The 25065-nt window shown below is 71.4% G+C and carries 27 protein-coding genes; 18 read left to right on the forward strand and 9 right to left on the reverse strand.

Translation table 11 applies throughout. The features are described from left to right. Window positions 1–53 precede the first annotated feature (53 nt). Together GEV27_RS01745 and GEV27_RS01750 are read left to right on the forward strand one after the other, a co-directional pair. Window positions 54–350 (forward strand): putative quinol monooxygenase, encoded by a 297-nt coding sequence (locus tag GEV27_RS01745; RefSeq protein ID WP_153654674.1) that lies wholly within the window; start codon window positions 54–56, stop codon window positions 348–350. A 3-nt stretch (window positions 351–353) separates the two neighbouring features. Next, entirely contained in the window at window positions 354–956 is a 603-nt protein-coding gene (locus GEV27_RS01750; RefSeq protein WP_153933308.1) for a PaaI family thioesterase, read from the forward strand. Here the strand turns inward: GEV27_RS01750 and GEV27_RS01755 are convergent. Beyond that, window positions 953–1453, reverse strand: coding sequence for a PGPGW domain-containing protein (locus GEV27_RS01755; RefSeq protein ID WP_153909865.1), 501 nt, complete (start codon window positions 1451–1453; stop codon window positions 953–955). The two genes, GEV27_RS01750 and GEV27_RS01755, sit on opposite strands and share 4 nt — an antisense overlap. 67 nt (window positions 1454–1520) lie before the next feature. Here GEV27_RS01755 and GEV27_RS01760 point away from each other — a divergent pair, with 67 nt between their 5' ends. Next, window positions 1521–1937, forward strand: coding sequence for a hypothetical protein (locus GEV27_RS01760; protein ID WP_153654671.1), 417 nt, complete (start codon window positions 1521–1523; stop codon window positions 1935–1937). 18 nt (window positions 1938–1955) lie between these two features. On the opposite strand, the gene GEV27_RS01765 is transcribed toward GEV27_RS01760, so the two are convergent. Further along, complete coding sequence (locus GEV27_RS01765) at window positions 1956–2405, reverse strand: Lrp/AsnC family transcriptional regulator (protein ID WP_153654670.1); 450 nt, start codon at window positions 2403–2405, stop codon at window positions 1956–1958. Between the two features lie 160 nt (window positions 2406–2565). Here GEV27_RS01765 and pdhA point away from each other — a divergent pair, with 160 nt between their 5' ends. The 4 genes from pdhA to GEV27_RS01785 are packed head-to-tail and all read left to right on the forward strand — an operon-like array spanning window position 2566 to window position 6740. After that, window positions 2566–3648, forward strand: coding sequence for a pyruvate dehydrogenase (acetyl-transferring) E1 component subunit alpha (pdhA, locus tag GEV27_RS01770; RefSeq protein WP_309221978.1), 1083 nt, complete (start codon window positions 2566–2568; stop codon window positions 3646–3648). Beyond that, on the forward strand, window positions 3648–4637 hold the full coding sequence (locus tag GEV27_RS01775) for an alpha-ketoacid dehydrogenase subunit beta (RefSeq protein WP_153933309.1): 990 nt from the start codon (window positions 3648–3650) through the stop codon (window positions 4635–4637). Before pdhA ends, GEV27_RS01775 begins: the two co-directional genes overlap by 1 nt. Continuing rightward, window positions 4634–5917 carry a dihydrolipoamide acetyltransferase family protein gene (locus GEV27_RS18180; protein ID WP_309221979.1) on the forward strand — a complete coding sequence of 428 codons (1284 nt, stop codon included), beginning with the start codon at window positions 4634–4636 and terminating at the stop codon, window positions 5915–5917. Before GEV27_RS01775 ends, GEV27_RS18180 begins: the two co-directional genes overlap by 4 nt. A gap of 25 nt (window positions 5918–5942) precedes the next feature. Next, on the forward strand, window positions 5943–6740 hold the full coding sequence (locus GEV27_RS01785; RefSeq protein WP_153933310.1) for an enoyl-CoA hydratase/isomerase family protein: 798 nt from the start codon (window positions 5943–5945) through the stop codon (window positions 6738–6740). Between the two features lie 6 nt (window positions 6741–6746). Here GEV27_RS01785 and paaK read toward each other — a convergent pair whose 3' ends face one another. Genes paaK through paaZ form a run of 3 tightly spaced genes read right to left on the reverse strand, consistent with a single transcriptional unit; the run spans window position 6747 to window position 10413 of the window. Beyond that, complete coding sequence (gene paaK / locus GEV27_RS01790; protein WP_153933311.1) at window positions 6747–8060, reverse strand: phenylacetate--CoA ligase PaaK; 1314 nt, start codon at window positions 8058–8060, stop codon at window positions 6747–6749. Further along, entirely contained in the window at window positions 8057–8365 is a 309-nt protein-coding gene (locus GEV27_RS01795; protein WP_153909869.1) for an EthD family reductase, read from the reverse strand. Before GEV27_RS01795 ends, paaK begins: the two co-directional genes overlap by 4 nt. Before the next feature lie 2 nt (window positions 8366–8367). Then, window positions 8368–10413, reverse strand: coding sequence for a phenylacetic acid degradation bifunctional protein PaaZ (gene paaZ, locus GEV27_RS01800; protein WP_153933312.1), 2046 nt, complete (start codon window positions 10411–10413; stop codon window positions 8368–8370). Window positions 10414–10511: 98 nt separating this feature from the next. Here paaZ and paaA point away from each other — a divergent pair, with 98 nt between their 5' ends. Genes paaA through paaI form a run of 6 tightly spaced genes read left to right on the forward strand, consistent with a single transcriptional unit; the run spans window position 10512 to window position 14755 of the window. Further along, complete coding sequence (gene paaA / locus GEV27_RS01805) at window positions 10512–11474, forward strand: 1,2-phenylacetyl-CoA epoxidase subunit PaaA (protein WP_153933313.1); 963 nt, start codon at window positions 10512–10514, stop codon at window positions 11472–11474. After that, window positions 11471–11764, forward strand: a complete 294-nt coding sequence (paaB, locus tag GEV27_RS01810; protein WP_153654662.1) for a 1,2-phenylacetyl-CoA epoxidase subunit PaaB — start codon at window positions 11471–11473, stop codon at window positions 11762–11764. Before paaA ends, paaB begins: the two co-directional genes overlap by 4 nt. A gap of 14 nt (window positions 11765–11778) precedes the next feature. After that, window positions 11779–12702, forward strand: a complete 924-nt coding sequence (gene paaC / locus GEV27_RS01815) for a 1,2-phenylacetyl-CoA epoxidase subunit PaaC (protein WP_153933314.1) — start codon at window positions 11779–11781, stop codon at window positions 12700–12702. Next, on the forward strand, window positions 12696–13214 hold the full coding sequence (gene paaD, locus GEV27_RS01820) for a 1,2-phenylacetyl-CoA epoxidase subunit PaaD (protein ID WP_153909873.1): 519 nt from the start codon (window positions 12696–12698) through the stop codon (window positions 13212–13214). Before paaC ends, paaD begins: the two co-directional genes overlap by 7 nt. Before the next feature lies 1 nt (window position 13215). Continuing rightward, window positions 13216–14310 (forward strand): 1,2-phenylacetyl-CoA epoxidase subunit PaaE, encoded by a 1095-nt coding sequence (paaE, locus tag GEV27_RS01825; RefSeq protein ID WP_153933315.1) that lies wholly within the window; start codon window positions 13216–13218, stop codon window positions 14308–14310. Beyond that, complete coding sequence (gene paaI, locus GEV27_RS01830) at window positions 14303–14755, forward strand: hydroxyphenylacetyl-CoA thioesterase PaaI (RefSeq protein ID WP_153933316.1); 453 nt, start codon at window positions 14303–14305, stop codon at window positions 14753–14755. The genes paaE and paaI overlap by 8 nt, the downstream gene beginning before the upstream one ends. A gap of 4 nt (window positions 14756–14759) precedes the next feature. Here the strand turns inward: paaI and GEV27_RS01835 are convergent, their stop codons facing one another. Next, window positions 14760–15383 (reverse strand): TetR/AcrR family transcriptional regulator, encoded by a 624-nt coding sequence (locus tag GEV27_RS01835; protein ID WP_153654658.1) that lies wholly within the window; start codon window positions 15381–15383, stop codon window positions 14760–14762. Window positions 15384–15465: 82 nt separating this feature from the next. Between GEV27_RS01835 and GEV27_RS01840 the strand changes: the two genes are divergently transcribed. Then, window positions 15466–16476 carry an SGNH hydrolase domain-containing protein gene (locus tag GEV27_RS01840; RefSeq protein WP_153933317.1) on the forward strand — a complete coding sequence of 337 codons (1011 nt, stop codon included), beginning with the start codon at window positions 15466–15468 and terminating at the stop codon, window positions 16474–16476. A 245-nt stretch (window positions 16477–16721) separates the two neighbouring features. Then, on the forward strand, window positions 16722–18617 hold the full coding sequence (locus GEV27_RS01845; RefSeq protein WP_153933318.1) for a penicillin-binding transpeptidase domain-containing protein: 1896 nt from the start codon (window positions 16722–16724) through the stop codon (window positions 18615–18617). Between the two features lie 13 nt (window positions 18618–18630). Here the strand turns inward: GEV27_RS01845 and GEV27_RS01850 are convergent, their stop codons facing one another. Continuing rightward, window positions 18631–19188 (reverse strand): helix-turn-helix domain-containing protein, encoded by a 558-nt coding sequence (locus GEV27_RS01850; RefSeq protein WP_153654655.1) that lies wholly within the window; start codon window positions 19186–19188, stop codon window positions 18631–18633. A 132-nt stretch (window positions 19189–19320) separates the two neighbouring features. Here GEV27_RS01850 and GEV27_RS01855 point away from each other — a divergent pair, with 132 nt between their 5' ends. The 3 genes from GEV27_RS01855 to GEV27_RS18185 all read left to right on the forward strand — a co-directional run bounded on the left by GEV27_RS01855 (window position 19321) and on the right by GEV27_RS18185 (window position 22858). Continuing rightward, complete coding sequence (locus GEV27_RS01855) at window positions 19321–20154, forward strand: alpha/beta fold hydrolase (protein WP_153933319.1); 834 nt, start codon at window positions 19321–19323, stop codon at window positions 20152–20154. A 56-nt stretch (window positions 20155–20210) separates the two neighbouring features. Then, the gene (locus tag GEV27_RS01860; protein WP_153933320.1) at window positions 20211–21050 is read left to right on the forward strand and encodes an alpha/beta fold hydrolase; all 840 of its coding nucleotides are present in this window, start codon (window positions 20211–20213) and stop codon (window positions 21048–21050) included. 161 nt (window positions 21051–21211) lie between these two features. After that, window positions 21212–22858 (forward strand): M15 family metallopeptidase, encoded by a 1647-nt coding sequence (locus tag GEV27_RS18185; protein WP_153933321.1) that lies wholly within the window; start codon window positions 21212–21214, stop codon window positions 22856–22858. A gap of 7 nt (window positions 22859–22865) precedes the next feature. On the opposite strand, the gene GEV27_RS01870 is transcribed toward GEV27_RS18185, so the two are convergent. Together GEV27_RS01870 and GEV27_RS01875 are read right to left on the reverse strand one after the other, a co-directional pair. Continuing rightward, window positions 22866–24266 carry an APC family permease gene (locus GEV27_RS01870; RefSeq protein ID WP_208430726.1) on the reverse strand — a complete coding sequence of 467 codons (1401 nt, stop codon included), beginning with the start codon at window positions 24264–24266 and terminating at the stop codon, window positions 22866–22868. A gap of 55 nt (window positions 24267–24321) precedes the next feature. Then, window positions 24322–25059 (reverse strand): universal stress protein, encoded by a 738-nt coding sequence (locus tag GEV27_RS01875; RefSeq protein WP_153933322.1) that lies wholly within the window; start codon window positions 25057–25059, stop codon window positions 24322–24324. Between the last annotated feature and the right edge of the window lie 6 nt (window positions 25060–25065).

Here is a 25065-nt window from a genome sequence, read left to right on the forward strand (position 1 = left end):
GTTGCGCCTCGGCTCTAGTGTGGGCGGTCCGACCACCGAAACTGGAGAACACCATGGCGATCACCGCAACGCTCGAGCTCCGCTTCAAGCCCGAGCTCCTCGACGAGGCACGGACCGTGCTGCGACGGGTGCTCGAGGAGACCCGGGCCTTCGACGGCAACCAGGGCGTCGACGTGCTGGTCGATCGCGAGGATCCTGCGCACTGGGTCGCGTACGAGCGCTGGGAGTCCGAGGAGCACGACGCGGCCTACCGCGAGTTCCGCGCCGGACCGGGCCAGGTCACCGACCTCGGCCCGCTGCTCGCGGCTGCGCCCGTGCTGACGGTCTTCACGACCGATCCGGCCATCTGACGGATGGGCTCGGACTCCGCTGAGAACCACTTCGACAGCTCCGCCGGCCCGGAGCAGGTGCGGGCCTTCGGGACCGCACTGGAGGCGCTGCGGGGCTTCCACGACGCGCTGACCGCGGCGGCGCCGAGCGCCGACGTGCTCGAGCGGCTGGCTGCCGACCTGCAGGGGTGGACGCAGACGCTCACGCCGCTGGAGGTCCCCGAGCCCGATCGTCTCGCGGGTCGGCTGCGGAACCTGCCGGTCCGCGGCCACCCGGCCCTGCCGCCGGTGCTGCTCGACGTCGTCGAGGACGACAAGGTCGAGGGGACGGTGACCTTCGGGACGTTCTTCCTCGGGCGGGGAGGCGCGGCCCACGGCGGCACCATCGCGACCGTGTTCGACGAGGTGCTCGGCGTGATGGCCTCGCACAGGGGGCACAGCGCGACACGCACCGCGTACCTCAAGACCGACTTCCGCTCGATCGTGCCGATCGGCGAGCCGATCCGGATCCGTGGCTGGATGGATCGCGAGGAGGGGCGCAAGCGGTACGTCCGCGGCGAGCTGTGGGCCGGCGACACGCTCTGTGCAGAGGCCGAGGCGCTGTTCGTCGTGGAGCGTCAGGGCTAGCGGGACTCCTCGGGCGTGCTCGAGTCCTCGCGGCCTGCGGCCGCCCGCTCGGCCTCGGCCTCGATGTCCTCGACGCCGCGGAACCGGCGGAAGCTGTAGACGATGAGCGCGAGAGCGAACGCGGACGATGCCAGCAGGGTCGCGCCGGTGCCCCAGCCGCCGATCAGCCACCACTTCTCGTCGACCGGCCACCAGGTCGGTGCGTCCGGCCCGATGCCCCACACGATGCCGACCGCGCCGATCCCGAGGGCGAACACGGTGCTCGCGATGATGCGCGGCCAGGTCTGGACGCCCTGCGCCGCGGACTTGTAGGCCGCGACCTCGACGGGACGCATGCGGCGCTCGGCCCACTCGTACTGCTGGGAGAGGATCAGGAGACCCGCGAACAGGCACAGCAGCCCCGGGCCCGGCAGGACGAGGGCGGCGAGGCCGGCGACGACGAGCGTCCACCCGAAGACCTCGATCGCGATGCGCCGTGCGACGCGCTTGGACTTCATGCCCGCGAGGCTACATGGCGTCGCGAGCCTCCGCCGTGTCAGCGGCCCGGCGTGATGGGATGGGTCCATGCGTACGGCAGCGGTGGCTCTTCTCCTCCTCCTGCTGGCGGCCTGCGGCGCCGAGTCGGACGGGTCGTCCGCGGCACCGAGCCCCTCGACGGGCGCCACGACGCAGCCGGCCGTCGGCTCGGCCGTCGTCGACGCGGCAGGCCCGTCCGTCCCGGAGGCGCTGCTGCGCTTCCGCTGCGAGAAGAACGCCGAGGGCAGGTGGGCGGCCTCGGGCTTCCTGGTCAACGGCGGCAAGGCCCTGGCGAGCTTCCAGGTGACCGTGTTCATCGGCGAGGCGACCGGAAGCCCCGAGCGGGCCAAGACCAAGCGGGTCGAGAACATCGCCCCCGACGGCTCGGTGGCGTTCAAGATCTACCGGATCCCGGCGCCCGAGGGCGGCGGTACGTGCCACGTCCAGGTGCTGCAGACCAAGTAGCGCACGTACGCCGCGCTCTCACGGCTGGTGGGGGAACGACTCCTCGAAGATCAGCAGGGTCCGGGTGTTGACCACCCCGGGGATCGCCTGGATCTCGTCCAGCACCAAGCGCCGCAGATCCGCATTGTCCTTGGCGCGGGCGAGCAGCACGACGTCGAAGTCGCCGCCGACGAGGGCGATGTGCTCGATGCCGCTGAGGCGGCGCAGCTGCGTGTGGATCGAGCGCCAGTCGGTCTGGCGCACGTTCATCGTCACGTAGGCGGACGTGCCGAGTCCCCGCGCGACGGGGTCGGTCGTCGCGGTGAACCCGGTGATCACGCCGGAGGTGGTGAGGCGCTCCACCCGGGCGTACGCGTTCGCGCGGGAGATGTGCACCTGCTCGGCCAGCTGCCGCATCGACAGCCGCCCGTCGGCCTCGAGAGCGCGGACGATCCGCTCGTCGATGTCGTCCAGCTCGGCACCTGCCATACGTCTCACCGTTCCTGACTGCTCGCCTCGCGATTGGACGTATGGACCGGTCAACCGGGTCCGTCGTGGACATGTTCTCAGGAATTCGCCGGTGGTGGAAGTCAACTGCCCCCGTGGGTGACGATGCGAGGACATGGTGTGACGACGAGAGGAGTGGGCTGTGACGCCTGCCGGCATGCTCCCCGGGGAGCCGATCCAGCTGGTCGACCCCCTGGGCCGGCCCGTCCCCGAGTCCACCCTGCGCCCGCCCGCGGACGCCGACCTGGTCCGTGCGCACGAGGCGCTCGTCGTCGGGCGCCGCATCAACGACCAGGCGTACGCCCTCGTGCGGCAGGGCCGGCTCGCGGTCTATCCCTCCTCGCACGGGCAGGAGGCGTGCCAGGTGGCGGCCGCGCTCGTGCTGGACGAGCAGGACTGGCTGTTCCCGACCTATCGCGACACCGTCTCGATCGTCACGCGCGGGGTCGATCCGGCCGAGGCGCTCATGCTGCTGAGCGGTGACTGGCACTCGGGCTACGACCCCGTCGCCACGCGGGTCGCACCGCAGGCCACTCCGCTCGCGACCCAGCTGCCGCACGCGGTCGGCGTCGCCCATGCCGCGACGCTGCGCGGCGAGGACACGGTCGTGATGGCGATGTGCGGTGACGGCGCCACGAGCGAGGGGGACTTCCACGAGGCCCTCAACTTCGCCGCGGTGTTCGGTGCGCCGGTCGTGTTCTTCGTGCAGAACAACGAGTTCGCGATCTCCGTCCCGCTCGCGCGCCAGAGCGTCGCACCGTCGCTCGCGCACAAGGCGGTCGGCTACGGGATGCCGGGCAGGCGGGTCGACGGCAACGACGTCGCCGCGCTGCTGTCGGTCCTGGGGGACGCTGTCGAGGCCGCCCGCGCCGGTGGGGGCCCACAGCTCGTCGAGGCCCACACGTATCGGATGCAGGCGCACACCAACGCCGACGACGCGACGCGCTACCGCAAGGATGACGACGTCGAGGCCTGGCGGTCGCGCGACCCCTTGCTGCGCAGCGCCACGCACCTGACCGGCAAGGGGCTGCTGACGGAGGCGATCGAGTCCGAGATGACGGCGGCCGCCGAGACCCTGGCCGCGGCCATGCGCGACGGGCTGATGGCCGACGTGGAGCCGGACCCGCAGGAGCTGTTCGCCCACGTCTACGCCGAGCCCACCCCTCAGCTGCGGGAGCAGTCCGCGTTCCTCGCCGAGGAGCTGGGCCGAGAGGACGCCGTCTGATGGCCGAGCACGAGAAGATCACGATGGCGCAGGTGCTCAACCTCGCGCTGCGCGACGCGATGCGCGAGGACGAGTCCGTGCTGATGTTCGGCGAGGACGTCGGTCCGCTCGGCGGGGTGTTCCGGGTCACCGACGGGCTGACGGCCGAGTTCGGTGAGAGCCGCTGCTTCGACACGCCCCTGGCGGAGTCGGGCATCGTGGGCATGGCGGTCGGTCTGGCGATGAACGGCATGCGTCCGGTCGTCGAGATGCAGTTCGACGCCTTCGCCTACCCGGCGTTCGAGCAGGTGGTCAGTCACGTCGCCAAGCTGCGCAACCGCACCCGGGGCAGGATGCCGATGCCGATCACGATCCGCATCCCCTACGCGGGCGGCATCGGGGGCGTCGAGCACCACTGCGACTCCTCCGAGGCGTACTACGTCCACACGCCCGGACTGACCGTGCTCGCCCCCGCGACCGTCGCGGACGGCTATGCGCTGCTCCGCGCCGCCATCGGCTCGCCGGACCCCGTGGTGGTGCTGGAGCCCAAGAAGCTCTACTTCAGCAAGGACGAGGTCGATCTGGACGCCCCGCAGCCCGGCATCGGCCGGGCCGTGGTGCGCCGCGAGGGCACCGACGCGACCCTGATCGCGTACGGCACCTCGGTCCCGCTCGCGCTCGAGGCCGCCGACGTCGCGGCGACGGAGGGCCGCAGCCTGCAGGTCGTCGACGTGCGCTCGTTGGTCCCGTTCGACGACGAGACCGTGTGCGCCGCGGTGCGCTCGACCGGCCGGGCGGTGGTGGTCGCGGAGTCGGCCGGGTTCGCGAGCGTGGCCTCCGAGATCGTGGCGCGGGTGACCGAGCGGTGCTTCCACCACCTGGCCGCCCCGGTCCGACGGGTCACCGGATTCGACATCCCGTATCCGCCGCCCAAGCTCGAGCGCTTCCACCTGCCGAGCGTCGACCGCATCCTCGACGCCGTCGACACCCTGCAGTGGGAGGACGCGTGAGCGCCTCGCCGGGCGCGGGGACGACGCAGACGTTCACCCTCCCCGACCTGGGCGAGGGGCTGACCGAGGCCGAGATCGTCCGGTGGTTGGTCGCGGTGGGCGATCCCGTCGCGGTCGACCAGGCCGTGGTCGAGGTCGAGACGGCCAAGTCGGTCGTCGAGGTGCCGTCGCCGTACGCGGGCACCGTCAGCGTCCTGCACGGCGAGGAGGGGCGGGCCGTCGACGTCGGCCGTCCGCTCATCTCGATCGAGCGGGCTGCACCGGCCGGTGAGCAGTACCGCGAGGAGGAGCAGGCCGGCTCGGGCAACGTGCTGATCGGCTACGGCACCTCCGAAAGGACGCCGGGACGCCGCCGGACGCGCAGGGCGGGCGGTGCCGCGGACGTGGTGCACGCAGCCGCCACGCCTGCCATGCCGGACCGGGTGCCCCGGGTGACCTCGCCGCTGGTGCGCCGGCTCGCACGGGAGGCGGGACTGTCCGTGCTGGGCATCGCGGGCACCGGTGCCGACGGTCTCATCACCCGGCGGGACGTGGAGGCGGCGATCGCTGCCTCCACGACCGGGACGACCAGCTCACGGACGGGTCTGGCGGTGGCCGAACGGGTGCCGATGAACGGATTCCGCAAGGCGGTCTCGGCGGCGCTGAGCCGCAGCCGCAGCGAGATCCCCGAGGCCACGGTCTGGGTCGACGTCGACTTCACCGAGCTGTTCGCGCTGCGTGATCAGGCCCGGGCCCGCGGCCTGCTCGCACCGGGACTGCTGGCGTACCTCGCACGGTTCACGGTCGCGGCCCTGCAGGTGCACCCCGAGCTGAACGGCGAGATCGACGCCGATCGGCAGGAGCTGATCCGGTACGACGGGGTCAACCTCGCGATCGCGACGCAGACCGACCGGGGCCTCGTGGTCCCTGCGGTCCTGGGTGCTCATCGCCTGACGACGACCGAGCTGGACGCCGAGCTGCGTCGCCTCACGACGGCGGCGCGGGAGGGCCGGGCCACGCAGGCCGAGCTGAGCGGCGGCACGTTCACCCTCAACAACTACGGAGCGTTCAACGTCGACGGCAGTGCCGCGATCATCAACCACCCGCAGGTCGCGATCCTGGGCTTCGGCCGGATCATCGACCGGCCGTGGGTGGTCGACGGGGAGCTGACGATCCGCAAGATCGGCCAGATGTCGTTCGTCTTCGACCACCGGGTCTGCGACGGCGGCACCGCGGCCGGCTTCATGCGGATCGTCGCGGACGCGATCGAGAGCCCCGCTCGGGCGATCGACCACCTCTAGGCCACGACGAGCAGGGAGAGACGACATGAGAGCAGCAACCGACGTCGTGACGGTGGACCGCGACGGCGCGGTCGCGATCGTCACGATCAACCGGCCCGATCGCCACAACGCCCTGGACACCGCGACCAAGATCGCGCTCCGCGAGGCGTTGGACCGCGTGGGCGGGGACGACGACGTCCGTGCGGTCGTGCTGACGGGCGCGGGGGCGTCCTTCTGCGTCGGCCAGGACCTGGGGGAGCACGCGGCCGCGCTCGGGGCGGACGCGTCGACGGCCTTCGACACGGTCGACGAGCACTACTCGCCGATCGTGATGGCGCTGGCGACGATGCCCAAGCCGGTCATCGCGGCGGTCAACGGCGCGTGCGTGGGAGCCGGTCTCGGCTTCGCCCTCGCCTGCGACCTGCGGGTGCTCTCCTCCACCGCGACGCTCGGCACCGCGTTCAGCGCGATCGGTCTGACCTGCGACTCCGGCCTGTCCTCGACGCTCGTCCGCGCGGTGGGGGAGTCGCGGGCCCGCGAGCTCGTGCTGCTGGGTCGGCCGTTCTCTCCCGAGGACGCCGTGCGGTGGGGCGTGGCCGGGCGGGTCTGCGACCCCGACGAGGTGCTGAGCTCCGCCCTGGCCACGGCCGGGAGGCTCGCGGCGGGACCCACCGCGGCGTTCGCGGAGTCCAAGCAGCTGCTGGCTCGCGCGGGCGACCTGCCGCTGGCGGAGGCGCTGGCTGCCGAGTCGCGGGCCCAGGCCCGCCTCGGCCTGTCGATCGATCATGCGGCGGCGGTCCGCTCCTTCCTGGCGAAGGAGAAGCCGCAGTTCGTCGGCAGGTGACGGGCCTCAGCCCACGGCTCGCAGGTCCACGATCCGCCGCATCTTGCCCACCGAGCGCTCGATGCTCTCGATCGCGACGACGTCGACCCCGACCGTCACGCCGATCGTCGCCTTGACCCGGGCCGCGAGCTGCCGTCCGGCCGCCAGCGCGCTGTCCGCGGCGACTCCGGGGCGGTGCTCGACCTTGACCGTGAGGGTGTCGGTGCGTCCGGACCGGGTCAGCACGCACTGGAAGTGCGGCGAGAGCTCGACCGACTCGAGCACGAGCTCCTCGATCTGCGTGGGGAACAGGTTGACCCCGCGCAGGATGATCATGTCGTCGCTGCGGCCGGTGATCTTCTCGATGCGTCGCATGCTGCGCGCGGTGCCCGGCAGGAGCCGGGTGAGGTCGCGGGTGCGATAGCGCAGCACCGGCATCGCCTGCTTGGTCAGCGAGGTGAGGACCAGCTCGCCCTTCTCGCCGTCGGGCAGCACCTCGTCGGTGAACGGATCGACGATCTCGGGATAGAAGTGGTCCTCCCAGACGTGGAGGCCGTCCTGGGTCTCGACGCACTCCTGGGCGACGCCGGGGCCGATGACCTCCGAGAGGCCGTAGATGTCGACCGCCCGGATCGCGAGCCGCTCCTCGACCTCCCGGCGCATCTCGTTGGTCCACGGCTCGGCGCCGAAGATGCCGATCTCGAGCGACGTCGAGCGCGGGTCGATGCCTTGGCGCTCCATCTCGTCCACGAGCGCGAGCATGTACGACGGGGTCACCATGATGACCCGCGGTCGGAAGTCGTCGATGAGCCGGACCTGGCGCTCGGTCATCCCTCCCGAGATCGGCACGACGGTGCAGCCGAGGAGCTCGGCCCCGGCGTGGGCGCCGAGGCCGCCGGTGAACAGCCCGTAGCCGTAGGCATTGTGCAGGATGTCGCCGGGACGGCCGCCCGCCGCGAAGATGCTGCGGGCCATGACCTGCGCCCAGGTCGCGAGGTCGTCGCGAGTGTAGCCGACCACGGTCGGGCGCCCCGTCGTCCCGGACGAGGCGTGCACGCGCGAGACCTGGTCCTGCGGCACTGCGAACATCCCGAACGGGTAGTGGCGGCGCAGGTCCTCCTTGGTCGTGAACGGCAGGCGCGACAGGTCGCCGAGGGCGCGGATGTCGTCAGGGTGCACTCCTGCGGAGTCGAGGGCGGTCCGGTAGTGCTCGACGTGGTCGTACGCATGGCGGATCGACCACCGCAGCCGCTCGAGCTGCAGCTCGCGGATCTGCTCCACCGGTGCCGTCTCGATGTCGTCCAGCCCGGCTTTCCGGCGGATGTCGTGCCCGGTGCTCATGGGAGCGACGTCTCGACGACCTCGCCGCTGAACATCGTCATGGAGGCGACGTCGAAGGTCTGCGCATCGGCCGCTGCGGCCGCCATCTCGGGTGACTTCAGTGCCGCCTTGAGCGCGTCCGCGTCGTCGAACCAGAGCTCGGCGACGAAGGACGGGGCGTCCGTGCCGAGGCCCCGCGGGTGCGAGGTCGTGAAGCGGCGCAGCCCCGGCAGCTTCGCGGCCAGCGGCGCGTGGACCTCGGTGTAGTGCTGCTCGAACGTCTCGGGATCGCCGGGGGCGCCGTACTCGATCGTGATGCGGTGCATGGTCAGCCTTCCTGGTTGTCGAGAGTCTTGGCGACGAGGGTCAGGACGTCGTACGTCGCGACCGCCGCGCCGTCGGCGTTGGACACCGCGGCGTCCCAGCGCACCTCGCCGTAGTCGGCGCTCGCGCGGGGCGTGATCTGCTTGACCGTCAGCACCACGTCGATCGTGTCGCCGGCCTTCACCGGCGTGAGCAGGCGCAGGTGGTCGACCCCGAAGTTGGCCAGGACGGGTCCCGGGTCGGGGTCCACGAACAGCCCGGCGGCGATCGACACCACGAGGTAGCCGTGGGCGACGATGCCGCCGAACAGGGGATTGGCCGCCGCCGCCTCGGCGTCGGTGTGGGCGTAGAAGGTGTCGCCGGTCAGCTCGGCGAAGCGATCGATGTCGTCGAGCGTCACGGTGCGCGACGCAGAGCGGATCGTGTCGCCGATGCGCAGCTCGGCCAGGCTCTTGCGGAACGGGTGCTGCTCGTCGACCTGCTGCGCCGCACCCTTGGTCCACTGGCCGGTGATGGCCGTGAGCATGTCGGGGGAGGCCTGCACCGCGGTGCGCTGCATGTGGTGCAGCACCGCTCGGATGCCGCCGAGCTCCTCGCCGCCGCCGGCCCGGCCCGGACCGCCGTGCACGAGCACGGGCAGGGGCGAGCCGTGCCCCGTGGACTCCGGCGCGTCGTCGCGGTCGAGGACGAGCAGGCGTCCGTGCCACGGTGCGAGCCCGAGCGTCACCTGCCGGGCCACCTGGGGGTCATGCGTGACGAGCGAGCCGGCGAGGCTGCCGCGCCCGAGCGCCGCGAGCGCGATGGCCTCGTCGAGGCTCTCGTACGTGATCACGGTGCTCACCGGTCCGAAGGCCTCGACCTCGTGCGGCTCGGTCGCGCCCGCGGTCGCGCGCAGCAGCACGGGCGACATGAACGCCCCGCGCTCGGCGTCGGCACCGACCACGTCGACCCGGTCGGGGTCGCCGAACACGATCTCGGCCGAGCTGCGCAGGGTCGAGATCGCCTTGCGGACGTCGTCGCGCTGGGCGAGGCTCGCGAGGGCCCCCATGCGTACGCCCTCGGAGCCCGGGTCGCCGACGGTGACCTTCGCGAGCCGGGCGCTGATCGCGGCCACGACCTCGTCGGCCATCGCGGCCGGCACGATCGCGCGCCGGATCGCGGTGCACTTCTGCCCGGCCTTGACCGTCATCTCGGTCACGACGCCCTTGACGAAGAGATCGAGCTCGGGGTCCTCGGCGGTGACGTCGGGGCCGAGGATCGAGCAGTTGAGCGAGTCGGCCTCGACGCCCAGCTGCACGCCGCCGTGGACCACCGAGGCGTGCTGGCGCAGGAGCGCGCCGGTCGCCGCCGATCCGGTGAACGCCACCGAGTCCTGTGGCCCGAGCTGGTCGAGGAGGCCGTCGGGGCTGCCGCACAGCAGCTGCAGCGATCCCTCCGGCATGAGTCCCGAGTCGATGATGCGACGCACGACCGCCTCGGTGAGCCAGGCGCCCTGGCTCGCAGGCTTCACGATCGTGGGCAGTCCCGCGAGGAACGCGGGGGCGAGCTTCTCAAGCATTCCCCAGACCGGGAAGTTGAAGGCGTTGATCTGCACCGCGATCCCGGGCCTGGAGGTGTAGAGGTGCTGGCCGAGGAACAGGCCGGTGCGCCCGAGCTGCTCGGTGTCGCCGTCCAGCACGATCGTGTCGGCCGGCAGCTCCCGGCTCGCCTTGCTCGCATAGCTGAACAGCGTCCCGATGCCCCCGTCGACGTCGACCTGGGAGTCGCGGAGCGTCGCGCCCGTGCGCGCCGACAGCGCGTAGAGCTCGTCCTTGTCTGCTCCGAGGAGCTTTGCGACGGCCTTGAGGACGGCTCCGCGCTGGTGGAACGTGAGCTCGCGGACCGCCGGCCCGCCCACGATCCGTGCGTGGTCGGTCATCGCGGCGAGATCGAGCCCGGTCGAGGAGATGCGGGCGACCTCCTCGCTGGTGACCGCGTCGAGGAGGGGTCGTCCCTCGTCCTCGGCGCGGAACCACGAACCGGCGGCATAGCTCTCGAGCAGTGCACTCATCGGGGAGGGACCTTTCGTTGCACGGACCTGTGTCCCGTGTCACACTATTACAGACCGTTCGGTCAGTAAATGCCCGACGCGAGATTTCTGGAGGGGTCATGACGGTCGCACCCGAGCGGGACGAGCAGGAGCTGATGGCCGGCTTCGAGGCGACGATCGAGCGCCACGACCGCATCGAGCCGCGCGACTGGATGCCCGAGGGCTACCGCAGGACCGTCGTCCGGCAGGTCGCCCAGCACGCCCACTCGGAGATCATCGGCATGCAGCCCGAGGGCAACTGGATCACCCGCGCGCCCTCGCTGCGCCGCAAGGCGATCCTGCTCGCCAAGGTGCAGGACGAGGCCGGCCACGGGCTCTACCTCTACTCCGCGTGCGAGACGTTGGGGGTCTCGCGCGGCGAGCTCACCGAGATGCTGATCGGCGGCCGGCAGAAGTACTCCTCGATCTTCAACTACCCCACGCTGACGTACGCCGACGTGGGCACGATCGGCTGGCTCGTCGACGGTGCGGCGATCTGCAACCAGGTGCCGCTGTGCCGCACGTCGTACGGGCCCTACGGCCGCGCGATGATCCGGGTCTGCAAGGAGGAGTCGTTCCACCAGCGGCAGGGCTATGAGCTGCTCGCGACCATGATGCGCGGCACCGACGAGCAGCGCGCGATGGTGCAGGAGTCGGTCGACCGGTTCTGGTGGCCCGCCCTGATGATGTTCGGCCCGCCCGACGACGACTCGCCCAACACCGCCCAGTCGATGGCGTGGGGCATCAAGCGCAACACCAACGACGACCTGCGTCAGCGCATGGTCGACATGACCGTCCCGCAGGCCGAGGCGCTGGGCGTCACGCTCCCCGATCCCGAGCTCCGGTGGAACGAGGAGCGCCAGGCCCACGACTTCGGCACCCCCGACTGGGACGAGTTCAAGGACGTCATCAGCGGCAACGGACCCTGCAACGCACAAAGGCTCGAGCACCGGCGTCGCGCCTGGGAGGACGGTGCCTGGGTGCGGGAGGCGGCCACGGCCTTCGCCCGCCGGACCGAGGCCGACCGGGAGGCAGCCCGATGAGCGGGGTGCAGGCCGAGTGGCCGCTCTACGAGGTGTTCGTCCGCGGCAAGCGGGGCCTCAACCACGTCCACGTGGGCTCGTTGCACGCGGCCGACGACGACATGGCCGTCCGCCACGCGCGGGACGTCTACACGCGACGCAACGAGGGCGTCAGCATCTGGGTCGTCCGCTCCAGCGACGTGACCGCGTCGAGCCCCGACGAGAAGGACCCGCTGTTCGCCCCGAGCGGCGACAAGGTCTATCGCCACCCGACGTTCTACGACATCCCCGACGACGTCCCCCACATGTGAGCAGGTGCCGACCCATGGTTGACGAAGTGGATCACGAGAACGTGTACGACGGGCTGCTCGGCGGGGACGACTCGCAGTGGGCCTTCGGCACGGACTTCGAGGACCCCTTGGCCGGGGTCGACACCACCCTGCCCGGGGGCGTCGACGCGCACGACCTCGCGACGTACTGCCTGATGCTGGCCGACGACGCCCTGGTGATGTCGCACCGCCTGTCCGAGTGGTGCAGCCGGGCGCCCGACCTGGAGGACGACATCGCCCTCGGCAACATCGCGCTCGACCTGCTGGGGCAGGCCCGGCTGCTGCTCGCCCGTGCCGCGGCCGCCGATCCCTCGGTGGTCCCTGTGCTGCCTGAGGGGTCCCCGGTGCCTCCGGAGGACGCCCTCGCGTTCTTCCGCGGCGACGGCGAGCTGCTGAACGTCCGTCTCGTGGAGGGCGACAACGGCGACTTCGGCCGGACGATCGCCCGGCTGCTCGTCTTCTCGGCGTGGCGGCTCGCGCTGCTCGAGCACCTGACGCCGAGCCGTGACCACGTGCTCTCGGCGGTCGCGGTCAAGGGGGTCAAGGAGATGACGTACCACCGCGACTACGCGGCCAGGTGGTTCGTGACCCTCGCGCGCGGGACCGACGAGTCGCGTCGCCGGGTCGTCGAGGGGCTGACCGCGATCTGGCCGCTGCACGGTGAGCTCTTCGTGACCCAGGACGTCGAGCGCAGGGTCGCCGACGCGGGGGTGGGCGTCGCCCCGGACACCGTGGCCGACGAGGTCGACGGGCTGCTCGATCAGGTGCTCTCGGCCGGCGGGGTCGAGCGTCCGAGCGTCTCTGCGCTGGCCGGGGTGCGGGGCCGGACGGGCCGTCACGGCCTGCACACCGAGGCGTTGAGCCGGCTGCTCGCCGAGATGCAGGTCGTCGCCCGGGCCCACCCGACAGGCGCATGGTGAGGGGCACGTCCACGCCCACCCGCGCCGATCGCGCCCGGGAAGTGGCCGCGACGGTGAGCGATCCGGAGATGCCGATGCTCACGCTGGCCGATCTCGGGGTCCTGCGGGACGTCGAGATCGTGCCGGACGGCGTCGTCGTCACGATCACCCCGACGTACTCGGGCTGCCCCGCCATGGCGACGATGCGCGACGATCTCGTGCACCGGCTCCAGGACGAGGGCTTCGGCGCGGTGCAGGTGCGGGTGAGCCTCTCACCGGCGTGGACCAGCGACTGGATCTCGGCGCGGGGCCGTCGATCCCTCGCCGAGCACGGCCTGTCGGCCCCCGGCCCGGCTCCCGTGCACGCAGGTCCTGTCCCGCTGTCGCTGCTTCCCGTGCGCCGGGCGCTGACGTGCCCGCGGTGCGGGTCCGGGGACGTCGAGCTGACGTCGGAGTTCGGTCCCACGGCCTGCAAGGCGCTGTATCGCTGCGCGTCGTGCCTGGAGCCCTTCGAGCACGTGAAGGAGATCTGACATGACGGTCCAGGAGGCGCAGACAGGCCCCGCCCCACGGGCACGCGCCGCGTTCCACCCCCTGACGGTCGCGTCCGTCGACCGGCTCACCGACGACTCGGTCGCCGTGACGTTCGACGTGCCGGAGGGGCTCCGGGAGGCGTTCGACTTCCGGGCCGGACAGGCGCTGACGGTCCGTCGCACGATCGGCGGCCAGGAGCACCGCCGGTCGTACTCGATCTGCGCCGCGGTCGGCCGGCGGCCGCGCATCGGCGTCCGCGAGATCCCCGACGGGCTGTTCTCGTCCTGGCTGGTGCACGACGTGCGACCGGGCGACGTCGTCGAGGTGCAGACGCCCACGGGCAGCCTGCGGGCCGATCCGGCCGAGGGTGGTCGGCACCTGTGCATCGCGGCCGGCTCCGGCATCACGCCCATGATGTCGATCGTCTCGACGGTGCTGACGCACCCCGCGGCCCAGGTGACGCTGCTCTACGGCAATCGCACGAGCGGATCGGTCATGTTCGCCGAGGAGCTCGCCGACCTGAAGAACCGCTACGGTCCGCGGCTCGACCTCGTGCACGTCCTGTCGCGCGAGCCCCGCGACGTCGAGCTGTTCTCGGGGCGGCTGGAGGCCGATCGTCTGCGGCGCCTGCTGGCGGCGCTCGTGCCGGTCGACGCGGTCGACCACGCGTGGCTGTGCGGTCCGTTCGGGATGATCGCCGACTCCCGATCCGTGCTCGACGAGCTCGGCCTCCAGGCCGACCGGGTGCACTTCGAGCTCTTCTACGTCGACGAGCCGCCGCCCGAGCTGCACCGACCCGAGGCCGTCGTCACGGGCGACACCAGCGACGTCACGATCGTCCTCGACGGACGGACGACGACGGCCGCGATGTCACGCGACGCGAGCATCCTCGACGGCGCCGCCGCGACCCGCAACGACCTGCCGTTCGCCTGCAAGGGGGGCGTGTGCGGCACGTGCCGGGCCCGGCTCTGCGACGGCGAGGCGGACATGCGGCGCAACTACGCGCTCGAGCCGGCCGAGGTCGACCAGGGCTTCGTGCTGACCTGCCAGACGTTCGCCGTGAGCGACCGGGTCACGGTCGACTTCGATGCCTGAGGGGCGCGAGGACATGACGGCGTGGGACGTCGCCCGCGCGAGTGCGCAGGCGATGTGGGCCGGCGACGCCGCGAGCCGCGCGCTCGGGATCGAGCTCGTACGAGTCGGGCCGGGGTCGGCGCAGGTGTCGATGGTCGTGCGTCCCGACATGATCAACGGTTGGGACGTGTGCCATGGCGGGTTCCTCGCGAGCCTCGCCGACTCGGCCTTCGCCCTGGCCTGCAACTCCCACGGGGAGGTCACGGTGGCGGCCGGCTTCGACATCGTGTTCCTGGAGTCGGCACGGCTCGGGGACACACTGGTCGCGTCGGCGTCCGAGCGGAGCACCCATGGGCGCAACGGCATCTACGACGTGACCGTCAGCCGGACGCTGGGCGAGGGGCCGTCGATGATCGCGGAGTTCCGCGGCCGCTCCCGCGCGCTGAACCGGCAGATTGCCCGCTGACCCCTCAGGGCTGGTGGAGCGAGAGTCCGTCGAAGGCCAGCGCGACGATCGACGCCGCGAGCATGTCGGCGTCCACCGGACCGCCGGGTCGGTACCACTCGACGAGCGAGTTCACCATGCCGAAGAGCAGTCGGCTGATGAGGTCCGGCGGGATGTCGGCGCGCAGCGCTCCCTCGTCGACGGCGGCCTGCACGAGCGCCGAGAGCTTCTCGTCGATCGCCCGGCGCCGCTTGAGGGCCGCGAGCTCGATCTCGCTGTTGCCGTGCACCCGCAGCAGGAGCGTGACGGCGGGAAGGTGCTGCACCAGGATCTCGACCGACTCCTGGACCACGGTGCGCAGGCGTGCGTACGCGCTGGTGCCCGGGGCTGACGCCGCGGCGCCGTCCACCGCGGTCGACAGGCTGTCGAGGGCCTCGTCGAGCGCCGCCGACAGCAGGTGCTCCTTGCTCGGCACGTGGTGATAGATCGCGGACTTGGTGAGCCCCAGCTCCTTCGCGAGGTCGCCCATGCTCGTGCCGTCGTAGCCCTGCCGGTTGAACAGGTCGATCGCGCGCCGCAGCACGGTCTCCTGGTCGTACCCCGGGCGACCGCGCCGGGGTGCCGGGGGCGTCGCGGCCTGGTCGGACATGAGGCTAGGTTCTCACGCCTGCAACGCCCCCGTCGGTACGGTGGCAGCGTCCCGGATCACCGAGCCGACCAGAGGAGGCAGCATGCCGGCGCGAACACGTCTGGTGGTCGGCGCCCTCGTCGTGCTGGCCCTCGTCGTGGCAGGAGTCGTCGTGACGGTGGGTCGGACGTCGCCGTCACCGCCGACGGGCGGCTCCCTGACGCTCGCGCGCGCGGGCGAGAGCCCGGGTGCGGCGGCGCTGCTGGATCCCGCGAACGCAGACGTCGACTGGGGTGCGGTGGACTCGATCCGCTCGGTCCGGCCACTGCCGAGAGACGCCAAGCAGGATCGTCCCGCGCTCTACGCCGAGGGGTGCCAGGTGCTCGCGGGGGACGCGGTGCCGAAGGTGTGCGTCGACGGCGACCGGGACGCCGAGCGGACCGTGATGCTCATCGGCGACTCCAAGATCGGCCAGTGGCAGACCGCCTTCGCGAATCTCGGGCGGCGTGAGCACTGGCGGGTGCTCAGCAGCACCAAGAGCGCCTGCGCGTTCACCGACGCCGACATGACGAGCGGCGGCAAGGCGTTCACCGACTGTCGTGAGTGGGGCCGGGCCGCCCTCGCGGACGCCCTGCGGATCAAGCCCGACGTCGTGGTGACCTCGCAGGTGCACGACACCGCCGTCGTCGACGGCAAGCGGAGCAAGGGTGCGATGGTCCGCGGCCTGCAGCGCTACTGGGAGAAGCTGCAGGCGGCCGGCATCCAGGTCGTCGTCCTGCTGGACAACCCGATGCCGACCTCGCACCCGACCTATCAGTGCGTCGAGGACCACCCCGGCGACCTGACGCGGTGCGCCTACGAGCTCGCGGGCCCGCTCGCCGAGTCGTCCGCGCCCGTGCAGCGTGCGGCGGCCGAGGCAACTCCGGGTGTCGGGGTCGTCGACATGGCGCCGGCCTACTGCCCGGGACTGCAGCGGTGCCCCGCCGTGATCTGCAGGGTGCTCGTCTACCGCGCCGGGAGCCACCTGACCAAGACGTTCACGGTCAGCGCGCAGCGTCAGCTCGCGCGCCAGCTGGCTGCCGCGACCGACGGCGCCCTCACCCGCAACCGCTGACGAGTCACGCACAACCGCCGACGAGTCGCGCACGACCGCCGACGAGTCACGTACGGATGGTGACGAGTCGCGTACGGATGGCGAGGAGTCGGCCTACGTGACTCGTCAGCCGTCGTAGGTGACTCGTGAGCGGTCGTACGTGACTCGCGACCGTTCATACGTGACTCGTCAGCGGTCGTGCGTGACTCGTGGGGGGTTGGGGGGCGCGGTTGACGGTGCTGGGGCGAGTTGCTCTACTTCTCGGCATGCTCCCACCCCGGCGGATCCGCCCTGCTCGACTGGGGGCCGCCGGTGCGGGCCTCGCCCTGGCCGTCGGCGCGCTCGCCGCGTGCGGCGGAGGTGGGCCCGACGCCCGGGACACCGCGAACGATCTGGCGGCAGCGCTGACGTCGGGCGACGTCTCGAAGGTCCCGACGCGGGGGATGGCCACGGACAACCAGGCCGACCTGGAGCGCATCGTCAAGGGTCTCGGGGAGGGCAACACCCAGAAGGTGAGGGTCACGAAGGTGGTCGAGCAGGACGGCGCCGCCACCGTCACCTTGTCGACCCGCCGCGTCGTCAGCGGGGCCGAGTGGTCGTACACGACCAAGGCGTCGCTGGTCGAGGCCGACGACCATTGGGAGGTGGAGTGGGAGCCCTCGATCGTGGCGCCGGTGAAGGGGGACGAGCGACTGACCGCACTCACCGTCGCCGGTGAGCGCGGCGACATCCTCGGGGCGAAGGACAAGCCTCTGGTCACCCAGCGGCCGGTGGTCCGGGTGGGCATCGACAAGACGCGGGTCAAGGCCCGGGCCGCGGGAGGCTCGGCGACCGCGTTGGCCGAGCTGCTCGACATCGATGCCAGCGCGTTCCGCAAGCGGGTCGAGGCGTCCGGTGCCCGGGCGTTCGTCGAGGGTCTCGTCGTACGAGCGGGGGACGCCCCGGCGGACGCTGCACTGGCCAAGATCCCCGGAGCGGTCGGCATCGACGCCGAGCTGCCGCTCGGGCCCACCCGGACGTTCGGGCAGCCGCTCCTCGGATCGGTCGGGGACGTCACCGCCGAGATCATCGAGGACTCCAAGGGCGCGCTCGGGCCCGGCGACCAGGTCGGCCTGTCGGGACTGCAGAAGCGCTACGACACGCAGCTGCGCGGCCGGCCGGGCCTCGAGATCGCCGCGATCGTCAGCGACCCGGCGGTCGCCCCGCGGGAGGTCTTCACCAGCGAGCCGACGGACGGGACGTCGCTGCGCACGACGCTCGACCCCAAGCTGCAGGCCGCGGCCGACGACATCCTGGGCGACGTCGAGCCGGCCAGTGCGATCGTCGCCGTCCGGCCGTCGACTGGTGAGCTGCTGGCCGTCGCGAGCGGACCAGGTGGTGACGGCAACGACACCGCGACCTCGGGCCGGTACGCCCCCGGATCGACGTTCAAGATCGCGACCGCACTGGCGTTCCTGCGCTCAGGCGTCACCCCGAGCACGAAGGTGCCGTGCACCCCGACCGTCACGGTCGACGGTCGGACGTTCAAGAACTACTCGGACTACCCGTCCTCTGCGCTGGGCAAGGTCTCCCTGACCACCGCGATCGCGAACTCGTGCAACACCGCGATGATCGCCACGATGAACAAGGCCCCGCAGGACCGGCTGGCCGATGCGGCGTACGCGCTGGGGCTCGGCCGCGACGTCGACCTCGGCGTGCCGGCGTTCCTCGGGTCGGTGCCCGACACGGCGAAGGGCACGGAACGGGCTGCGTCGATGATCGGTCAGGGCCGCATCGAGGCGTCGCCGCTGGCGATGGCGGTCGTCGCTGCCTCGGTCCAGGACGGCCGGCTCGTCACCCCGGTGCTGCTGCCGGACCTGAGGCCGAAGGACGCGTCCGCCCCGGCGAAGCCGCTCAAGGCGCGGGAGGCGACCAGCCTCGCCGACATGATGCGCGCGGTCGTCACCGACGGAAGTGGACGCTTCCTCCTGGACGTGCCCGGACCGCCGGTCGGCGCCAAGACCGGGACCGCGGAGTACGGCGACGAGGTCCCGCCGCGGACCCATGCGTGGATGGTCGGGACCCAGGGTGATCTCGCGGTCTCGGTGTTCGTCGGGGACGGGGACTCGGGGTCCGCGACCGCCGGGCCGCTGCTGGAGAAGCTCCTGCGCGCGGCTCGCTGACGTCCCGCTGGGACTAGGCGATCGCTTGCGTGCCGGACGGCACTGCCGGCCGTCCCCCCGACCCGCCGGGCTCGCGAGCCAGTCGGTCCCGGGTGTCACGGGGACCGTCGTAGTCCTCGGGATAGCCCGGTCCCACGCAGTACTGGATGTCGTCGTGGACGATCGGGTCCCCGCAGTCGGCGCAGATCACGACGGGATCGGCGTGGTGGTCGTCCTCGTGGTGATGCAGGCTGACGGGCGCGCCCGCCCCGCCGTCGAGCCACCGGTCGCCCCATGCCAGCAGTGCGGCCAGCACCGGCAGGAAGTCCCTGCCCATCGGGGTCAGGACGTACTCGGAGCGGGGCGGGTTGTCCTGGTAGAACCGCTTCTCGAAGAAGCCCGCCTCCACGAGCTTGCCGAGCCGGTCCGACAGCGTGTTGCGGGCGATGCCGAGGGAGCGCTGGAACTGGTCGAACCGGGTGAGCCCCTGCAGCGCGTCGCGGGCGATGAGGACGCTCCAGGAGTCCCCGAACACGTCGACCGAGCGCGCGAGCGAGCACGGCCACGCCGAGAAATCCCTGTTGTTGCTCATGACTCATCCTATCGAGTTCGCGTCGCGAAGGGACTTTTTCGGGCACAAGGTCCCGTTCACGGCTGCCATTTCAGTAAGTACAGTTTCTGAACTAAGTAGCAATTCAGAACTCACTACAGATCTGAGACAGACATGCCTGAACTCGCCGTCGCCACCGAGAACGGCTCCGCCGTCAACCTCCACTACGAGGTGGACGGCACCGGAGCTCCCGTCGTCCTCATCCATGGCTGGCCGTTGAACGGCCGCTCCTGGGAGAGGCAGGTCGCTGCGCTGGTCGAAGCCGGCCATCAGGCGATCACGTACGACCGCCGCGGCTTCGGTCAGTCGACGCCGACCTGGGACGGCCACGACTTCGACACGATCGCGGCCGACCTCGACGCGCTGATGAGGCAGCTCGATCTCACGCAGGCAACGCTGGTCGGCTTCTCCGCCGGGGGCGGGGCGGTGGCCCGCTACATCGGCGCCTACGGCACCGAACGGGTCGCGAAGGCGGTCCTCGCCAGCGCCGTGACGCCGTTCCTGCACGTCGAGGACGGGCACCCGGGCGGTGGACTGGACGACGGGACGATCGCGCACTTCGAGGCCGGCATCACCGCGGACCGCGCGGACTTCGTCGATCACTTCCTGACGCTGTTCCACTCGACGTCGGAGGGGCTGGCGGTCAGCGAGGCGCAGCGCCTCTTCGGCCGGGACCTGGCGAACACCGCCTCGCCCCGCGCCACCCTCGCCGGCGTCTCGGCCTTCGGCCGGACCGACTTCCGCCCCGACCTGGAGAAGTTCACGCTGCCGACCCTCGTCATCCACGGCGATGCCGACCAGGTCGTCCCGTTCCAGGTCAGTGGTCGACGCTCCGCCGAGTCGATCCCCGGCAGCGAGCTCGTCGTCATCGAGGGCGGCCCGCACGGCATCACCGTGTCCCACGCCGAGCAGTTCAACGCTGCGCTGCTCACGTTCCTGGCGCGCTGACCCCTCCCACCACCACCTCACCCAACCGGCGCCGCGTCGCCACGAAAGGAAACATCATGTCCATCACCCCCCGCTTCACGAAGCGCACGCTCGTCGGCCTGGCGGCAGTCTCCGCAGCCGCCCTCGGCGTTGCGGTGCCGGCCGCCTCGGCAGCGCCCGCACCGACGTCGAGCCCGGCCAAGCCCACCGTGGTGCTCGTGCACGGCGCCTGGGCCGACGGATCGAGCTTCGCTCCCGTGACGAAGATCCTGCAGAAGCACGGCTACAAGGTCGTGAACGCGCCGAACCCGCTGCGTGACCTGAAGACGGACGCCGCCAACGTCGCGGCGTTCATCAACCAGAACACCAAGGGATCGGTCGTGCTGGTCGGCCACTCCTACGGCGGCAGCGTCATCACCAACGCCGCGACCGCGACCCCGCGCGTGAAGGCGCTGGTCTACGTCAACGGGTACGCGCCGGCCGAGGGGGAGACCACGTACAACCTGACCGGCGAGAAGCCAGGCTCGCTGCTTGCCAACCCGCACCCGGAGAAGGTGTTCAACTTCGTCCAGTACCCGGAGGGCAAGGGTGACGTCGACACGTACGTCAAGCCTGAGCTGTTCCGGAAGGTGTTCGCCGCGAGGATCTCGAACACGAAGGCGGACGTGCTCGCCGCGGGGCAGGAGCCGATCGCGCTGTCCGCGCTGAAGGACACGTCGGGGGCGCCGGCATGGAAGACGATCAAGAGCTTCTTCCTGATCGGCTCGCGCGACAAGGTCCTGCCGCCGGCCCAGCAGCTCGCGATGGCCAAGCGGGCGCACGGCACCGTCACGAGGACCGGCAACGACCACCTCGCGATGGTGGAGGGACCGCACACGGTCGCCGCGCTCATCGAGAAGGCTGCCCGCGTCAGGTAGTCGACCACCCTGCACGACCCCGGCAGCGACCACGCTGCCGGGGTCGTGCAGGGTGTACGGCAAGGATTCACGGAGGTACTTTCGTCCGGGGGAGCAGTGCCCGGCACGGAGCGGGAGTGCGCCGTCCAGCACCACGCCCGCGCACGCCGAGAGGACCAGCCGTGAAGATCGCCACGAGTGTCTCGGCCGGCCTGGTGTCCGCCGCCCTCACCCTGTCCGTGATGCCCCCTGCCGGCGCGGCCCCGAGCGGTGACGACTCGACCACCCTGCAGCTGTCGGTCCCCGCGAGCACCCCCGCAGGCGCCGACGTGACGGCGACCGCGATCCTCCAGGGCGCGGCGGGCGGCATCCCGGACGCGCCCGTCACGCTGTTCCGGGGCCTGCCGGACGACGGCGTCCCGGATCCCCGCGTCGCCGAGGGCAGCACGGACGCCGAGGGCGTCGCGACCCTGACCGCGGACGGCGACCGGTCGAGCGCGTACTCGAGCTACTACGCGCGCTTCGACGGGGACGACACGCGCGCCGCAGCCGTCAGCGACGCGCAGCGTACGCAGAACGAGGGCGTCGCCGCGTCCACCACCACGACCCTCGAGGCCGCCGCCAGCACCAAGCTGCGCCGCCCGATCACCTTGACCGCGACCGTGGCCGGCGCGGGAGAGCCCGCAGCGCTCGGCGTGGTCCGGTTCGAGCAGCAGTCCGGCGGTGACTGGGCCAAGGTCGCCGACGTGACCGTGACCGGAGCGGGCACCGCCACCACCAGCGTCGTCATCACGTCGGTCAGGACGGTCCTGCGGGCGCGCTACCTGGGCGTCGAGGGCTACGACGAGTCCACCTCCGCGCCGCACGCGGTCAGCGCGTCCAGGCAGACGACCACGGCGACGCTCACGGCCCCGTCGAAGGTCGTGGACGAGCAGAAGGCCCAGCTGTCGGCCCAGGTGCGTACGGAGTTCGGCGCGCTGCCCAGCGCCAAGGTGTCGTTCCAGCACTACAAGGACGGCCGGTGGACCACCTTCTCGCGGGCCCGCACCAGCTCCTCGGGGGTCGCGAAGGCGTCCCCGCGGCCCCGCCGGACGTACTGGTTCCGCATCAAGGTCGCGTCCTCGACGTGGCAGAGCGGCGACACCTCGGCCAAGGTCCGGGTCCGCAACGTGCCGCCGGGCAAGGTCATCAAACGGCTCGCCGGATCGCCCAAGCCCAGGTCGCTGCCCGCCCAGTCCCGTGCGTCGGGATCGGGCGCGAACGCGAAGGTCTCGAAGATCAGTGCCAAGACCTGGAAGTCGATGAAGGGACGCTCGTGGCGCTCGGGCTGCCCGGTCGGCCGCAGCTCGCTGCGGGTGGTCAAGGTCAACTACTGGGGCTTCGACGGCTACCGGCACCGCGGCGAGATCGTCGTGCACAAGGCGATCGGCGCCAAGACCGCGCGGCTGTTCACCGATCTGTACACGAACAAGGTGTCCATCCGGGCGATGTATCGCGTGGACCGGTTCGGCTACTCGTCCCGGGTGCGTGGGGCGAACGACTACGCGTCGATGGCGGCGGACAACACCAGCGCGTTCAACTGCCGCAACGTCGTCGGCCGCCCCGGTGTGCGCTCCCTGCACGCGTACGGCCGCGCGATCGACATCAACCCGTTCGAGAACCCCTACCTGTCCGGCAGCGACGGCTGGGTGCCCAACACCTGGTGGCGCACCCGGGCCGCCGGCACGTACGCCTGGACCAAGAGCTCGCACCTGGTGCCGCGGATCATGAAGCGCAACGGGTTCCGGTGGACGTACGGGCTCGCCGACGGCCACCACTTCGACGGGTGAGCCCGGCTCAGGGCGCGTCGTAGGGGGGAACGGGGTCCGGCGGGACCATGCGGGAGCGCTCGGCCAGATAGACCGGCACGCCGAGCAGGAGGGCGATGCCGGCCAGCAGGAACGGACCCCACACGACGTACCCGGACTCACCGGTGTTGCGTGAGTAGTAGATGAACGCGATGGACGCCGCGACCGCGACGACGGCGACCAGGACGTCCCGCACGAAGTGGGCGGTGATGCCCAGGCGCCGGTCCCGCACGCGCCAGACGATCTGCGCGAGGGCCGAGAACCCGAACGGGATGGCCGCGGTGATGCCGGTCGTCAGCACCAGCGTCGTGAAGACCGTGGACCCGTCCGCTCCCCAGAAGCTGACGAGCACGGCGGCAGACGCGAACAGGGTCGAGCACACGATGCCCACGAAGGGGGCGCCGCGCCAGTTGGTCCGGGTGAACGCGGCGGGGAAGAGGCCGTCCTCGGCCGCGGCACGGGGCATCTCGGCGCAGATCATCGTCCAGCCGTTGCTGGCCCCGATGCCGGAGATGATGACTGCGGCCGCCACGAGGTCGCCGGACCAGGTCCCGCCCAGGATGGTGTTGGTCGCGACGGCGTACGAGTCGCGGTTCTCCTCGAGCGAGAGGGTGGCCGTGGGCAGGATGCCGAAGATCGCGGTGAGGGACAGCATGTAGACCACGGCGCTCGCGAGCGTCCCGAAGACGGTCGCGCGCGGGATGTTGCGACGCGGATTGCGCACCTTCGCGGCCGCGACGGCCGCCGTCTCGACCCCCAGGTAGGTGAACAGGCAGATCGCCATCGCCCCGCCGATCGCGGACACGTCGGAGTCCCCGCTCGTGTTCCACGTCGAGAAGTTCTGGGACGTGATGAAGAACAGGCCGACGGTGGCCAGGAAGAGCAGGGGAATGAACTTGAGGACCGTGGTGACGACCTGGAGCTCGCCGACGTTGCGGACCCCGGTCATGTTGACCACGGCAGGGACCCAGAGGCAGGTGAGCGCGATGAGGACGCTGCCGCCGGTCGTCCCGTCCTTGTTGATGAAGTGCTCGACGTAGTAGACCCACCCCACGGCGATCGCGGCGTTGCCGGCGCACGCGTCGATCCAGTACGACCACGCGTTGCCGAACCCGACGGCGTTGCCGAAGGCCGTGCGCGAGTACGCGTACAGCCCTCCGTCGGCAGGCATCCGCCGGCTCAGGGCGGCGAACAGCAGGGCGAAGGCGATCGCGGTCAGGCTGGCGATGCCCATGGCCACGAGGCTGATGGGACCGAACTTCGACAAGGAGTAGGGAAGGCTGAAGACGCCGACCCCGATGATGCTGCCGATGACCAGGGCGGTGGACTGGGTCAGGCCCATCTGGCGGCCCTGGGCGATCACCCGGTCAACCGTGTTGGGCGCACTCACCCGTTGATTCTCGGCCGACCCCCGCGGGTCCGACAGGGCCGATGATCCCGGGGACCTAGGTCCTGCGAACGGAGGGAGCAGAGGGGGGCACGACTGCTATGGGGCACGAGGTCGGCGCGTCGAGGAGGTGAGCCAGGTGGCTCCGGCCGGGGTGGGAGTCACGGCCGACGACCACCAGACCCGACTCGTCGGTCGCCGCGGCGTCGTGGACCACCTGCCGTGCACGAGGGCCGATGTCGACGACGATGACCTCGCAACGGAGCCGTCGGGCGTGAGCGGCCGCGAAGTCGATGGTCGCCTCGTCCGGGGGTTGGTGGTGGTCCACCAGCACCAGGACATCCCCGCCGACGGGTGTCGCCGACCAGTCCGCAGGCACGATCACGGCGGGACAGTGGGCGTTCCGCGCCAGGTGGCTTGCCGTGCGCCCCTCGTACAGACGCATGAGCAGCGGCTTGTCGGTGTCGCCACCGACGACGACCAGCTGGGCGAGGCGGCTCTCGTCCTCCATGGTCCTGGCGGGGGTGCCACGGACCAGCACCTGCTCGACGCGCACGTCGGGCTCCAGGTGCGACACGATCGCCGCAGACCTGTCCAGAAGCTGTTGTCCGGCCTCCCGGAAGCTGGCCGGAAAGTCGTAGCCGTACATCGCGCCCACTGTGGCGGGAGGGACGGTGTAGGCGTGGACCAGTCGCAGGGTCGCCCCGCGCCGTGCAGCTTCCATGGTGGCGTAGCGCAGCACTCCGGGTGCCTCGTCGGGTCCGATACCGGCTGAGACCGGGGGTGGTGTGGGCATCTGTGT

Source organism: Aeromicrobium sp. S22 (assembly GCF_009661045.1).
In the GTDB taxonomy this organism is placed as follows: domain Bacteria; phylum Actinomycetota; class Actinomycetes; order Propionibacteriales; family Nocardioidaceae; genus Aeromicrobium; species Aeromicrobium yanjiei.